Origin of the sequence: Xanthomonas sp. LF07-6, assembly GCF_034105445.1 — a bacterium.
Classification (GTDB): domain Bacteria; phylum Pseudomonadota; class Gammaproteobacteria; order Xanthomonadales; family Xanthomonadaceae; genus Xanthomonas_A; species Xanthomonas_A sontii.
The window spans coordinates 64,363-76,901 of record NZ_JAXGGI010000009.1; the positions used below are offsets into that span (position 1 = coordinate 64,363).

Annotated in this window: 12 protein-coding genes; 8 read left to right on the forward strand and 4 right to left on the reverse strand. The window is 72.2% G+C overall.

The features are described 5' to 3' along the window. Positions 1-44: 44 nt before the first annotated feature. Both SLW56_RS14380 and purH read right to left on the reverse strand, forming a co-directional pair. The gene (locus SLW56_RS14380; protein WP_267124656.1) at positions 45-908 is read right to left on the reverse strand and encodes a hypothetical protein; all 864 of its coding nucleotides are present in this window, start codon (positions 906-908) and stop codon (positions 45-47) included. A gap of 11 nt (positions 909-919) precedes the next feature. After that, positions 920-2,503 carry a bifunctional phosphoribosylaminoimidazolecarboxamide formyltransferase/IMP cyclohydrolase gene (gene purH / locus SLW56_RS14385; RefSeq protein ID WP_320695022.1) on the reverse strand — a complete coding sequence of 528 codons (1,584 nt, stop codon included), beginning with the start codon at positions 2,501-2,503 and terminating at the stop codon, positions 920-922. 256 nt (positions 2,504-2,759) lie between these two features. Here purH and SLW56_RS14390 point away from each other — a divergent pair, with 256 nt between their 5' ends. The 8 genes from SLW56_RS14390 to SLW56_RS14425 all read left to right on the forward strand — a co-directional run bounded on the left by SLW56_RS14390 (position 2,760) and on the right by SLW56_RS14425 (position 10,693). Beyond that, on the forward strand, positions 2,760-3,374 hold the full coding sequence (locus SLW56_RS14390; protein ID WP_320695023.1) for a CDP-alcohol phosphatidyltransferase family protein: 615 nt from the start codon (positions 2,760-2,762) through the stop codon (positions 3,372-3,374). 62 nt (positions 3,375-3,436) lie between these two features. Beyond that, positions 3,437-5,191: a bifunctional alpha/beta hydrolase/class I SAM-dependent methyltransferase gene (locus tag SLW56_RS14395; RefSeq protein ID WP_320695024.1), complete on the forward strand. Its 1,755-nt coding sequence runs from the start codon at positions 3,437-3,439 to the stop codon at positions 5,189-5,191. Then, positions 5,188-6,525: a phosphatase PAP2/dual specificity phosphatase family protein gene (locus SLW56_RS14400; protein ID WP_320695025.1), complete on the forward strand. Its 1,338-nt coding sequence runs from the start codon at positions 5,188-5,190 to the stop codon at positions 6,523-6,525. The genes SLW56_RS14395 and SLW56_RS14400 overlap by 4 nt, the downstream gene beginning before the upstream one ends. Then, positions 6,522-6,971, forward strand: a complete 450-nt coding sequence (locus tag SLW56_RS14405; RefSeq protein WP_267083863.1) for a hypothetical protein — start codon at positions 6,522-6,524, stop codon at positions 6,969-6,971. Before SLW56_RS14400 ends, SLW56_RS14405 begins: the two co-directional genes overlap by 4 nt. After that, complete coding sequence (locus SLW56_RS14410; RefSeq protein WP_295910066.1) at positions 6,968-8,440, forward strand: TIGR04222 domain-containing membrane protein; 1,473 nt, start codon at positions 6,968-6,970, stop codon at positions 8,438-8,440. The genes SLW56_RS14405 and SLW56_RS14410 overlap by 4 nt, the downstream gene beginning before the upstream one ends. Beyond that, a complete protein-coding gene (locus SLW56_RS14415) occupies positions 8,440-9,093 on the forward strand; it encodes a CDP-alcohol phosphatidyltransferase family protein (protein ID WP_295910067.1) in 654 nt (217 codons plus the stop codon). The genes SLW56_RS14410 and SLW56_RS14415 overlap by 1 nt, the downstream gene beginning before the upstream one ends. Then, the gene (locus SLW56_RS14420) at positions 9,090-9,722 is read left to right on the forward strand and encodes a lysophospholipid acyltransferase family protein (RefSeq protein WP_152237847.1); all 633 of its coding nucleotides are present in this window, start codon (positions 9,090-9,092) and stop codon (positions 9,720-9,722) included. Before SLW56_RS14415 ends, SLW56_RS14420 begins: the two co-directional genes overlap by 4 nt. After that, on the forward strand, positions 9,719-10,693 hold the full coding sequence (locus tag SLW56_RS14425; protein ID WP_017909398.1) for a phosphatidate cytidylyltransferase: 975 nt from the start codon (positions 9,719-9,721) through the stop codon (positions 10,691-10,693). Before SLW56_RS14420 ends, SLW56_RS14425 begins: the two co-directional genes overlap by 4 nt. Before the next feature lie 477 nt (positions 10,694-11,170). Here SLW56_RS14425 and fis read toward each other — a convergent pair whose 3' ends face one another. Beyond that, positions 11,171-11,443, reverse strand: coding sequence for a DNA-binding transcriptional regulator Fis (gene fis, locus SLW56_RS14430; protein ID WP_010343856.1), 273 nt, complete (start codon positions 11,441-11,443; stop codon positions 11,171-11,173). A gap of 116 nt (positions 11,444-11,559) precedes the next feature. After that, positions 11,560-12,234 carry a DUF3426 domain-containing protein gene (locus SLW56_RS14435; RefSeq protein ID WP_320695026.1) on the reverse strand — a complete coding sequence of 225 codons (675 nt, stop codon included), beginning with the start codon at positions 12,232-12,234 and terminating at the stop codon, positions 11,560-11,562. Positions 12,235-12,539: the final 305 nt, after the last annotated feature.

Consider the following 12,539-nt stretch of genomic DNA (forward strand, 5'->3'; position numbering starts at 1 on the left):
AGATTGCAGGGAAAAGGGGAACGGCTGCGCCGGGCGCGCGCGCCTCACGTGCAGCCTTCGCGCTGCAGCGCCTCGGGGAAATGGTAGGTCCAGGTCTTCGCGTCCAGGGCGAAGCGGTGGCTGCGCTGCACCGGCCGCTGGCCGCACTCCGTGCCGGTTTCCTCGATCAGCAGCGGCCAGACGCGGGCGGCGTGGTCGCGGTCGTCGAAGCGCAGGGCGAAGTCGATGGCGAACTGGCCAGCCTTGCAGTCCGCGGCCGCATCGGCGGCATCGCAGTCGGCGGCGGCGCTGTTGTCGATGTGGCTGCGCACGCTGCCGGCATCGACCAGGCCCTTGGGGCCGGGCAGGATCAGGGTCTGCGATTGCAGCGCATAGCCCTGGCCGAACCAGCCGTCCTCGACGCGGAACCCGTAGAAATCGCTGCCGGCGCGGACGATGCCGACCTCGCCGGGTTGGCCCTGGCTGCCGTAGGTGCCGCCGGTGCGCTCGGCGGCGACGGCGAAGCCCTGGCCCTCGGGGCGCAGCACGTAGAAGTCGATGGTGCCAGGTTCGGGATGGCCGGCATCGCGCAGCGCGCCGCACACCGCCAGCAACTGCTGCCAGCCGTCGCCGGTGACCACCGGCTGTTCGGCGCAGACCTGCCAGTCCACCGCATGACTCTCGCCCCCCTGGGTCCATTGCCCCGGCCAATGCCCGACCAGCGTCGCGGCGCTGCCGTAGCGTTGCTGCAGGAACGCCTGCAGCCGCGCGGTGCGGCTGACGTGGGGCTGGGCCGCCGCGCTGGCGTGGGCCGACGCAGGTGCCGCGCTGGGTGCGGGCGTCGCGGCCGGCTTGCAGCCGCCCAGCACGAGGGCGCCGGCCAGGGCCAGCACGGCGAACGGACGCGGCACGACAGCGGACAGGCGCATCGCTGCAGACCTCAGTGGCGGAAGTGGCGCACGCCGGTGAACACCATGGCGATGCCGTGCTCGTCGGCCGCGGCGATGACCTCGGCGTCGCGCATCGAACCGCCCGGCTGGATCACCGCCTTGATGCCGGCCGCGGCGGCGGCGTCGATGCCGTCGCGGAACGGGAAGAACGCATCGGAGGCCATCACCGAGCCCTCCACGGCCAGGCCGGCATCGGTGGCCTTGATCCCGGCGATGCGCGCCGAGTACACCCGGCTCATCTGCCCGGCGCCGACGCCGATGGTGCGGTGGTCCTTGGCGTAGACGATGGCGTTGGACTTGACGTACTTGGCCACCTTCCACGCGAACAGCAGGTCGGCGAACTGCGCCTCGGTCGGCGCCAGCCGGGTCACCACCTTCAGCGCATCGCGCGGCACCACGCGCGCGTCGCTGGTCTGCAGCAGGATGCCGGAGCCGACCCGCTTGCTGTCGATGCCGTAGGCGCCGTCGGCGGCGGGGATGCGCAGCACGCGCACGTTGGCCTTCTTCTTGGCGTACTCCAGCGCGGCGTCGTCGTAGTCGGGGGCGATCAGCACTTCGACGAACTGGCGGTCCAGGATCGCCTGCGCGGTGGCCGCATCCAGCCGCCGGTTGAAGGCGATGATGCCGCCGAAGGCGCTGGTCGGGTCGGTGGCGTAGGCCAGTTCGTAGGCGTCGCCGCAGCCGGCGCCGACCGCCACGCCGCACGGGTTGGCGTGCTTGACGATGACGCAGGCCGGCGCGTCGAACTGGCGCACGCATTCCCAGGCCGCATCGCTGTCGGCGATGTTGTTGTAGGACAGCTCCTTGCCCTGCAGCTGGGTGAAGGTGGCCAGGGTACCGGGCGTGGGGAAGAGGTCGCGGTAGAACGCGGCCTGCTGGTGCGGGTTCTCGCCGTAGCGCAGTTCCATCACCTTGACGAAGCTGGAGTTCATCTGCGCCGGGAACGCGCTGCGCGTGGGCACGGCCGCGTCGCTGGCGGTGACCGCGGACAGGTAGTTGCTGATCGCCGCGTCGTACTGGGCGACGCGGTTGAACGCGGCCACCGCCAGGGCGAAGCGCTTGGCCGCCGACAGCCGACCATCGTTGGCCTCGAGCTCGGCCAGCAGCTCGGCGTACTGCGCCGGGTCGGTGGCCACCGCCACGCGGGCGAAGTTCTTGGCCGCCGAGCGCAGCATCGCCGGACCGCCGATGTCGATGTTCTCCACCGCGTCGGCGAGCGTGCAGTCGGCCTTGGCGGTGACCGCCTCGAACGGATACAGGTTGAGCACCAGCAGGTCGATCGCGGCGATGCCGTGCTCGGCCATCACCGCATCGTCGGTGCCGGCGCGGCCGAGCAGGCCGCCGTGCACCAGCGGGTGCAGGGTCTTGACCCGGCCGTCCATCATTTCCGGGAAGCCGGTCAGTTCGGACACGTCCTTCACCGCCAGCCCGGCCTCGCGCAGGGCCTTGGCGGTGCCGCCGGTGGACAGCAGCTCGACGTTGCGCGCGGCCAGCGCGCGGGCCAGGTCGATCAGGCCGGTCTTGTCGGAAACGGACAGCAGCGCCCGGCGCACGGGCAGGAAATCGGAGGACATGGGGCAGGGCGGGGGCAGCGGAACGGGCCGCCATTGTAGGCGCTGAGGCCCGCCGACGCCCGGCCGGCCGGGCCCACGGGCCTGCGGATCGCGTGTGCGGCGGCGCCGGCACACGGTGTGCGCGCCTCGCCGTGGAGCCGCGCGCGCGGTGCGTGCGGGCCGTGCAGAACACCTGCGCCGTGGCTTCGGCCGCGCGCGCAGCCGCTGCGATGCATTAGGCTGTCGCCGCCCCGCCCTCGCCGTCAGGACCACGCGCGTGTCGATCTATGCCCTCAAAGGACGTTTCCAGAACCTGCTGCGGCCCGGTGTGCGGGTGCTGTACCGGCTCGGCGTCACCGCCAACCAGGTGACGGCGGCTGCGGCGCTGCTGTCGCTGCTGGTCGCCGCGGTGGTCTACACGCAAGGCGCGGCGCAGCCGCTGTGGTACGCGCTGCTGCCGCTGTGGATGCTGCTGCGGATGGCCTTGAACGCGGTGGACGGCATGCTGGCGCGCGAGTTCGGCCAGCAGTCGCGGCTGGGCGCCTACCTCAACGAACTATGCGACGTGGTCGCCGATGCGGCGCTGTACCTGAGCCTGCTCGGCGTGCCCGGTGTGATGGCTGGCTGGGTCTGGCTGATGGTGCTGACCGCGGCCTTGACCGAGTATGCCGGCGTGCTTGGGCTGATGGTCGGCGCCAGCCGCCGCTACGATGGGCCGATGGGCAAGAGCGACCGTGCCTTCGTCATCGGCGTGCTGGGGCTGCTGCTGGCCGGCGCCTGGATCGGCGCGGCGACGGTCACGGCCGTCGCCATGGCGGTGGCGCTGTTGTGCGCGGCGACCGTGCTGCGCCGGGTCGCGGCGGGATTGCGCGAGGCGGCGGCACGCGCGTGAGCGGGGCGGCCGGCGTGGCCGCGGCGAACAGGGATTCAAGACAGACAAGGAATCGGCAACGGATGCGGCAGGTCAACGAAAGCGAATTCGCCAGTTTCGATGGCACACGGCTGTTCTACCGGCACTGGCCGGCCACGACGCCGGCGGCGCCGCCGCGGGCGGTGGTGCTGCTGCACCGTGGCCACGAGCATTCCGGGCGGGTCATGCACCTGGCCGAGGAACTGGGCCTGGACGAGTGCGCGCTGTTCGCCTGGGATGCGCGCGGCAACGGCCGCTCGCCCGGCGCGCGCGGCGACGCGCCCGGTTTCCCGGCGCTGGTGCGCGACCTGGACCGCTTCGTCGCGCACATCGGCGAGGTCCACGGCATCGCCGTGCAGGACATCGTGGTGGTGGCGCAGAGCGTGGGCGCGGTGGTCGCCAGCACCTGGGTGCACGACTACGCGCCGCCGCTGCGCGCGCTGGTGCTGGCCTCGCCCGCGTTCAAGGTCAAGCTGTACGTGCCGTTCGCGCGGCCCGGGCTGGCCCTGATGCAGGCGCTGCGCGGCAACTTCTTCGTCAACAGTTACGTCAGGCCGCAGTGGCTGACCCACGACCCGGCGCGGGTCGAGAGCTATCGCACCGATCCGCTGATCACCCGGCCGATCTCGGTGCGGGTGTTGCTGGGGCTGTACGCGGCGGCCGACCGCGTGGTCGGCGATGCGCAGGCGATCACCGTGCCGGTGCAGCTGCTGGTGTCCGGCAGCGATTTCGTGGTGCACCGCGGCCCGCAGGACCGCTTCTACGAGCGCTTGTCCTCGCCGGTGAAGGAGCGCCACCTGCTGCCCGGTTTCTTTCACGACACGCTGGGCGAGCGCGACCGCGCGCCGGCGGTGGCGCAGATCCGCCGCTTCGTGCGCGAGCGCTTCGCCGATGAACCGGCATTGCCCAGCCTGCGCCAGGCGCACCGCCGCGGGCCGACCTTCGAGGAGGCCGAGCGCCTGGCCTGGCCGCCGCAGCGCTACAGCCTGCAGGACCTGCGCTGGCGCGGCGTGCGCGCCGGCCTGCGCGTGGGCGGACAGCTCTCCGAAGGCATCGCCCTCGGCCTGCAGACCGGTTTCGATTCCGGCAGCACGCTGGACTACATCTACCGCGACCAGGCGGCCGGGCGCGGCCCGCTGGGGCGGATGATCGACCGCAACTACCTGGATGCGATCGGCTGGCGCGGCATCCGCGTGCGCCGCCAGCACCTGCATGAACTGCTGGGCCTGGCGATGCAGCGGCTGCGCGCCGCCGGCCTGCCGGTGCGCGCGCTGGACATCGCCGCCGGCCACGGCCGCTACGTGCTCGAAGCGCTGGCCGGCGGCAGCCAGCGCGCCGACGCGATCCTGTTGCGCGATTTCAGCCCGTTGAACGTAGAGCAGGGCCGTGCGCTGATCGCCACGCTCGGCGCCACCGACATCGCCCGCTTCGAGCAGGGCGATGCCTTCGACCGCGATGCGCTGGCCGCGCTACAGCCGCGGCCGACGCTGGCGGTGGTGTCGGGCCTGTACGAACTGTTCCCGGACAACGACCAGGTGCTGCGCTCGCTGCAGGGCGTGGCCGCGGCGGTGGAACCGGGCGGCTACCTGGCCTACACCGGCCAGCCCTGGCATCCGCAGCTGGAGTTCATCGCCCGCGCGCTGACCAGCCACCGCGGCGGCGCGGCCTGGGTGATGCGCCGCCGCACCCAGCAGGAGATGGACGAACTGGTGCGCACGGCCGGCTTCCGCAAGCTGGAGCAGCGCATCGACGAGTGGGGCATCTTCACCGTGTCGCTGGCGCAGCGGATCGCGCCATGAGCGCCGCGGCCGCGCGGCCGTGGCGGCGGGCGCTGGCCTGGCTGGCGCTGCTGGGGCCGTTCTTCTTCCTCAGCTACGGCCTGGCCAACACGCTGGCCGCGCGTCGCGCCGCCGTGCCGTCGCTGCCGTTCGCCTGGGAAACCCAGATCCCGTTCTGGCCGTGGACCATCGTCCCGTACTGGTCGATCGACCTGTTCTACGTGATCTCGTTCTTCGTCTGCCGCACACGTGTCGAACTGGGCACGCATGCGCGGCGTCTGCTCACCGCGCAACTGCTGGCGGTGGGCTGCTTCCTGCTGTGGCCGTTGCGCTTCAGTTTCGAGCGGCCGCCGACCGAGGGTGTGTTCGGCTGGCTGTTCGAAGTGCTGCTCGGCTTCGACAAGCCGTTCAACCAGGCGCCGTCGCTGCACATCGTGCTGCTGGTGGTGCTGTGGGTGCGCTATGCGCAGCACCTGCACGGGCTGGCGCGGTGGGCCCTGCACGGCTGGTTCGCGCTGATCGGGCTGTCGGTGCTGACCACCTACCAGCATCACTTCCTCGACGTGCCCACCGGCCTGGCCGCGGGCTGGCTGTGCGTGTGGCTGTGGCCGGAGCGCATTGCCGCGCCGTGGCGGGCCGCGGCGCCCGCGCGCGATCTGCGGCGCTGGCGCCTGGCCGCGCTGTACCTGCTCGGCAGCGCGGCCTGCGTGGCTGCCGCACGTGCGCTCGGTGGCGTCGGCTGGTGGTTGCTGTGGCCGGCGCTGTCGCTGCTGCTGGTCGCGCTCAGTTATGCGCTGCTCGGCCCGCTGGGCCTGCAGAAACGTGACGATGGCCGCCTGAGCCTGGCCGCGCGCTGGCTGTACGCGCCGTACCTGGTCGCCGCCTGGCTCAACTCGCGCGCCTGGACCTGGCGCGATCCGGCGCCGCGCGCGATCGCCGACGGCGTCTGGCTCGGGCGCCTCCCCGGCCGTGGCGAGCGCGCGCGCTTCGCCGCGGTGGTCGATGTCAGTGCGGAACTGTCGTTGCGCCAGGCGCAGGCGCACGACCGCGTGGTGCCGATGCTGGACCTGGTGGCGCCGCCGGCCGCGGCCTTGCGCATGGCCGCCGACGCGATCGAATCGGCGCGCACGCACGGCCAGGTACTGGCCTGCTGCGCGCTGGGCTATTCGCGCAGCGCGGCCGCGGTCGCCACCTGGCTGCTGCGCAGCGGCCGTGCCGCCACGCTGGACGACGCGCTGGCCCTGTTGCGGGCGCGCGCGCCACGCATCGTGCTGGGACCGGCGCAGCGTGCCGCCATCGCCGCCGCCTGCACCGCATCACCGGCGCTGCTGCAGGTGCAGGAGCTGCCGGCATGAGCACGCCGCTGGAACTGCGCACGATGGCGGCGGTGCTGCGCCAAGCCGCGCCACTGGATCGGCTGTCGCTGCTGCTGCTCGCGGTCAGCGTGCTGTTGGCGGCATGGTATGCCGGCATCGGTGCCGTCCTCGCCGTGTGCTGCTGCGGCGTCGCCGCCTTGGCCGGCCTGCTGCAGCGCTACTGGGCGGCGCGGGTCGGCCTGGACGTGGCGTTGCTCGAAGCGGTGCTGGCCGAACCGGACTTGCAGCGCGCCGGCGCCGACCTGGACGCGGCCCTGCAGCGGCTGGGCCTGTTGCGCACGCTGCCGCCGCCGCGCGACTGGCTGGCGCGCTGGCAGGGCATGCGCCGCCTGCTGCGGCGGCAGCTGCTGTGTTTCGCCCTGCAGGGGCTGGCCCTGCTGCTGGCGCTGTGCACGGCGCCAGCGGGCTTGGGAGCGCTGCGATGACGCGAACGCCGACGCCACTGCTGCCGGCCAGCGTCGATCCCGATCACGCGGCGTTGTGGCAGCGTCTGCAGGCCGACGGCTTCGGCGAGGGCGAGACGGCGTTGGCGGCGTTCGAGCGTCGCGTCGCCGAGGAGGCCGGCGTGTCGCCGGCGCTGGCCACGCAACTGGTCGAGGAATACCGGCGTTTCTGCTTCCTGGCCTGCGTCGCCGGTGAGGAGATCACGCCGAGTCCGCTGGTCGACCAGGCCTGGCACGCGCACCTCACCGACACCCGCGAGTACTGGCAGCGGTTCTGTCCGCAGGTGCTGCGCCGCACCCTGCACCACCAGCCCGGGCGCGGCGACCCGGCCGACGCTGCGCGCTTCCAGGCCCAGTACGCGGCCACCCTGGCGCAGTACCGGCACTACTTCGGCGAGCCGCCGGCGGCATGCTGGCCGGCGCCGGCCGGCACGCGGCCATCCACGCCGGCACCGCGCCAGGCCGGTACGCGCCGCGTCGTCCGCGCGCGCGGCGGCGGCGCCCTGTGGGGCTGGATGCTGGGCGTGGCGCTGCTGTTCGCGGTGCTATGGCAGGGCAACGGCCCACGCTCGCCGCTGCACTGGCCCGGACCGCCGTTCCTGCTGCTGTTCCTGGCCGGCATCGGCCTGGCCTGGAGCCTGGGCGCGCGCCTGCGCCTGGCCGTGCGCGGACTGCGCGGCGCTGACACCCAGGCGCTGCTGGACCCGGCCGAACTGGCGTATCTGGCCGGTGGCAGCGAGCGCGTTGCCGATCAGCAACTGGCCCTGCTGCTGGCGGCCGGCGCATTGCGCCTGCAGCCCGATCCGAATGTGCGCCGCCACGCGCGGCTGGAGCACACCCGCGTCGCCGCACCGCCGGCGCTGCAGCGTGCGCTGGCGACCGTGCGTGCGCAGCCGCAGCTCCAGCAGGCGCTCGCCGCATTGCGGCGCGACGCCGCGCCGCTGCGTCGGTCGCTGGTCGCCAAGGGGCTGTGGCTGGGCCACGGGCAGGCGCTGTGCGCCCGCCTGTTCGGCGCCGCGCCGTTGCTGGCGCTGTGGATGGTGGGTCTGCTGAAGCTGCGCATCGGCCTGCAGTTGCAGCGCCCGATCGGCTTTCTGGTGGCGGCGATGGTGGTGGTCGCGGTCGTTGCGCTCGGCTTTCTGCTCACGCCGCCGCGGCGCAGCGTTGCCGGCGACGCGCTGCTGGCCGAGCGCGATGCGGCCTGGCGCGATGGCGTCGCCGCTCCGTCGCCGGAGCCGGGTTCGCATCTGGCGTTGCCGCTGGCCCTGGCCGGCACCAGTGTGCTGATGACCACGCCCTGGGCCGATTACCACGCCTTGCGTTCGCCGCTGCCCAACGGTGCTGGCTGTAGCGCTTCGACCAGCAGTTGCGGTGGCGGTGGCGGCAGCAGCGATGGGGGCGGCAGCAGTTGCGGCGGTGGTGGCTGCGGCGGCTGTGGAGGCGGCGACTGATGGCCGCTTCGACCTGGCAGGCGCGGCGCGCGCAGTGGCGCGCGCGGCTGGCGCTGGCGTTGCGCGCGCGTGGGGCCACGCCGAATGGCGTGTCCTGGACCGGACTGGCGTGCGCGGTGCTGGCGGCGCTGATGTTCGCCCTGGCCTGGCGCGAGCCGCCGGCCAATGCCGCCGCGTTGCTGGTGCTGGCGGCGCTGGCGCTGCAGGCGCGGCTGCTGTGCAACCGCCTGGACGGGTTGCTGGCGCAGCAGGCGCAGATGATCGGCCGTGCCGGCGCGGTGTACAACGAAGCGCCGGACCGGTTGTCGGACGTGGCGGTGTGCCTGGGCGTGGGCTATGGCCTGCAGCCGGTGCTGGGCGTCGGCGCGGAACTGGGCTGGGCCGCTGCGCTGGTGTGCGTGGGCACCGCCTACGTGCGCATGCTCGGCCTGGCCTGCGCGGTGCGCGAACCGTTGCAGGGGCCGATGGCGCGCGTGCAGCGCATGCATTGGCTGTCGCTGGCCGCGTTGGCGGCGGCCGCTGCATTGCTGCTGCAGCACGCCACACTGGCCTACATGCTTCTTGCCGTGGCGCTGGCGCTGCTGATCGCCGCCGCCGCCCTGACCATCGTGATTCGCGTGCGCGCCATCGTGCGCGAACTGGAGTGGAAATGATCGCCCGTCTGATCGCCCGCGGCTGCAGTGCCGCGATCCGTCTGCTCACCGGCGCACGTGCGCTGTGGCGCGGCTGCATGCCGTCCAGCGAGCGCCGCGTGTACTACGGCAACCACGCCAGCCACGGCGATTTCGTGCTGATCTGGTCGTCGTTGCCGGCAGCGCTGCGACGCGAGGTGCGGCCGGTGGCGGCGGCCGACTATTGGCAGCGCGACGCGTTGCGCCGCTACCTGATCCACGCGGTGTTCAACGGCGTGCTGATCGAGCGCGATCCGCAGCAGCGCCAGCGCGATCCGATCGCCTGCCTGTGCGAGGCGGTCGACAGCGGCGGCTCGCTGATCCTGTTCCCGGAAGGCACGCGCAATACCGAGGAGGGGCTGCTGCCGTTCAAGAGCGGTCTCTATCACCTGGCACGGCAGCGCCCGGAACTGGAGTTCGTGCCGGTGTGGATCGACAACCTCAAGCGGGTGATGCCCAAGGGCAAGTGGCTGCCGTTGCCGTTGCTGTGCACCACCACCTTCGGCGAACCGCTGCGGCTGGGCGCCGGCGAGGACAAGCAGGCCTTCCTCGATCGCGCGCGCGCGGCCTTGTTGGCGTTGGCGCCGGAGCAGGCGGAGGCCGCCCGATGAATCCGATCGCGCTGAGCGAACACCTGCAGCAATCCTCGCTGCGGCAACAGACGGTATGGCTGTTCCTGGGCATCGCCACGGTGCTGGTGGTGGCCACGCTGATCGCCGAGACCCTGCGCTGGCGCGCGCGCGAACGGCCCAGCGCGGTGCTGGACAACCTGGTGGCGCGGATCCGCGCCTGGTGGGTGATGGCGACGGTGGTGGCGTTGGCGTTCGCCTTCGGACGGCTCGGCGTGATCGTGCTGTTCGCGCTGGTGTCGCTGTTTGCGCTGCGCGAGTTCATCACCCTCACTCCCACCCGGCGCGGTGACTACTACGCGCTGCTGGCCGCGTTCTACGTGGTGCTGCCGTGGCAGTACTGGCTGGTGTGGAGCGACTGGTACGGCCTGTACACGCTGCTGATCCCGGTCTACGCGTTCCTGGTGCTGCCGATCCTGTCCACCATCGGCGGCGACACCACGCGCTACCTGGAGCGCACCGCCAAGGTGCAGTGGGGGCTGATGATCAGCGTGTTCTGCATCTCGCACGTGCCGGCGCTGCTGAACCTGCGCATTCCCGGCTACGAGGACCGCAACCTGCTGCTGTTCGCGTTCCTGGTGATCGTGGTGCAGTCCTCCGACGTGCTGCAGTACGTGTGGGGCAAGCTGCTGGGCCGGCACCTGATCGCGCCCAAGCTGTCGCCGTCCAAGACCGTGGAAGGTTTCGTCGGCGGCATCCTCTCGGCCAGCCTGCTCGGCGCGGCGCTGTGGTGGATCACCCCGTTCTCGCCGCTGCAGGCGTTCGCGCTGGCGCTGGTCGCCAACCTGATGGGCTTCTTCGGCGGCCTGGTGATGTCGGCGATCAAGCGCGACCGCGGCATCAAGGACTGGGGCCACATGATCGAAGGCCACGGCGGCGTGCTCGATCGATTGGACTCGGTGTGCTTCGCGGCGCCGGTGTTCTTCCACCTGATCCGCTATGGGTGGGTGTGAGGGCGGGGAGTGGGGATGTCGGGATTGGGGATTCGTTGGAGTGGCGCGCGCTGCGAGTGTTGCGCCTGCGTAGGAGCGGCGTCAGCCGCGATGCTTTACCGAGCGCGCATCGCGGCCGATCGCGCAGCAGGAGGACAGCATGGCGTCCGCACCCGCATCTTCAGACGATGTCGCGTCGGGGCTGAAGCCCCTCCCACAATGGCGAGGCGCGCGGTTCGGCGTTCGGTGTTTTTCTTCGCTGCGGTAATGCGTTCGATCGCCTGGGTGGGTTTCAGGCGTCGCGGCTGAAACCGCTCCTACGAGGGCGATGCACAGGCGCTAGAAGCTGTGTCGCTGTGGGTTCGGATCGCTTGACACTCAAGTCATGCAGGACAGCACGCTGGATTCCCGATTCCCGATTCCCGATTCCCGATTCCCGACTTTTCACCAGCCGCAGGCTGGTCATCCCCAATCCCGAATCCCGAATCCCCGCCTCTCTCAGGCCAACCCGTATTCCTTGAGCTTCTTGCGCAAGGTGGCGCGGTGGATGCCCAGCAGCGCGGCGGCGCGGCTCTGGTTGCCTTCGCAATGGTTGAGCACTTCCACGAACAACGGGATCTCCATCTCGCGCAGCACGATCTCGTACACGTCGTCGGCGTCGCAGCCGTCGAGGTCGCGCAGGTAGCGGCGGACCGATTGCGCCACGTGTTCGCGCAGCGGCGGCTTCGGCGCGCCGCGACTGGAGTCAGGACGAGTGGTGGCGGCGTTCAAGTTCGACGGATCCCCGGATGACAGCGGCGCCGGACGGCAGGAGGGCCGGCGCGGGGGGACGAGTCTAGCGCGTGGCCTGCGCCGCTGCCATGGCGTAGTGCCCGAACGCAGCGTTCTCAGTGGAAATCGAAACTGAATGCCGCCGTCTCGGCGGCCGGTTCGCGCACCTGGAACGCGATCTGTGCGCTCTGTCCCGGCGCCAGTGTGGCGCTGTCCGGCCGTGCGCGCCCCAGGTACTCCTGCGGGCGCAGCACGCGGCTGCCGATGGTGCGGCCGTCGGCGTCGGCCAGCGACAGTTGCAGCAGCGGCCAGGCCTGTGCCCAGCGCGCGTCGTTGCGGAAGGTCGCCTGCACCTGCAGGGTGCCGGCATGGCCGGGCAGCGGCCGCACCTCGCGGCTGAGCATGGTGAAGGCGGCCGGCTCGCGCCAGGCCGGCACGCTGCAGCGCAGGACCTGGCAGACCCCGGCCACCCACGGCCGCCAGCGCGGGTCGGCGCCCAGGCGCTGGCGATCGGCGATCAGGATCTGCAGCGCCAGCAGCAGGCCCAGCCCGGCCAGTGCGATCCACTGCCAGGGCGCGGCACGCAGCACCGGGCGGCGTTCGCGCGGGCCATGCAGGAAGCTGGGCGCGGCGGCGGACACTGGCGAGGTGGGGGCTATCGCGGGAGTCGCGACCGTGGCCGGTGCCGGTGCCGGATCCCTCGCCGACGCGGGCGCTGGCGGCAGCGCTTCCAGGTCGCCCGCGTCAGGTGCTGCGTCGCGTGCGGCGGTCTCTTCCTCGGCCGGCTTCACGTTCGCAGGCGCTGGTGAGACGCTCGACGCCACGGGCGGCGCTGCAGTGTCGGTCAGCGGCGTCGCGGGTGCCGACGTGTCACCGCCCGCCGCCGGCGCGACCGGGGTGTCGCCCTGTGTGGCGGACGGATCGGGCTGACGCAGCAAGGTGGCGAGGCTGGGGCGGGGCGGAGTGCGATCGGGCATGCGCGCGGGCGACGACGGCGAGAGCCGTATTCAAGCACGCGCCGGCGGGATCTGCAGTGCGCTGCCGGCGGATCGCGGCCTTTGTGAGCGCTGGACGCTCTACGGAGCGAGGGGCCCGC

Bases quoted from the DNA above. Each gene is read 5' to 3' on its own strand.
- SLW56_RS14400 (WP_320695025.1), top strand. From the start codon at position 5,188: ATGAGCGCCGCGGCCGCGCGGCCGTGGCGGCGGGCGCTGGCCTGGCTG.
- SLW56_RS14380 (WP_267124656.1), bottom strand. From the start codon at position 908: ATGCGCCTGTCCGCTGTCGTGCCGCGTCCGTTCGCCGTGCTGGCCCTG.
- SLW56_RS14405 (WP_267083863.1), top strand. From the start codon at position 6,522: ATGAGCACGCCGCTGGAACTGCGCACGATGGCGGCGGTGCTGCGCCAA.
- SLW56_RS14425 (WP_017909398.1), top strand. From the start codon at position 9,719: ATGAATCCGATCGCGCTGAGCGAACACCTGCAGCAATCCTCGCTGCGG.
- SLW56_RS14410 (WP_295910066.1), top strand. From the start codon at position 6,968: ATGACGCGAACGCCGACGCCACTGCTGCCGGCCAGCGTCGATCCCGAT.
- SLW56_RS14420 (WP_152237847.1), top strand. From the start codon at position 9,090: ATGATCGCCCGTCTGATCGCCCGCGGCTGCAGTGCCGCGATCCGTCTG.
- purH (WP_320695022.1), bottom strand. From the start codon at position 2,503: ATGTCCTCCGATTTCCTGCCCGTGCGCCGGGCGCTGCTGTCCGTTTCC.
- SLW56_RS14415 (WP_295910067.1), top strand. From the start codon at position 8,440: ATGGCCGCTTCGACCTGGCAGGCGCGGCGCGCGCAGTGGCGCGCGCGG.
- SLW56_RS14395 (WP_320695024.1), top strand. From the start codon at position 3,437: ATGCGGCAGGTCAACGAAAGCGAATTCGCCAGTTTCGATGGCACACGG.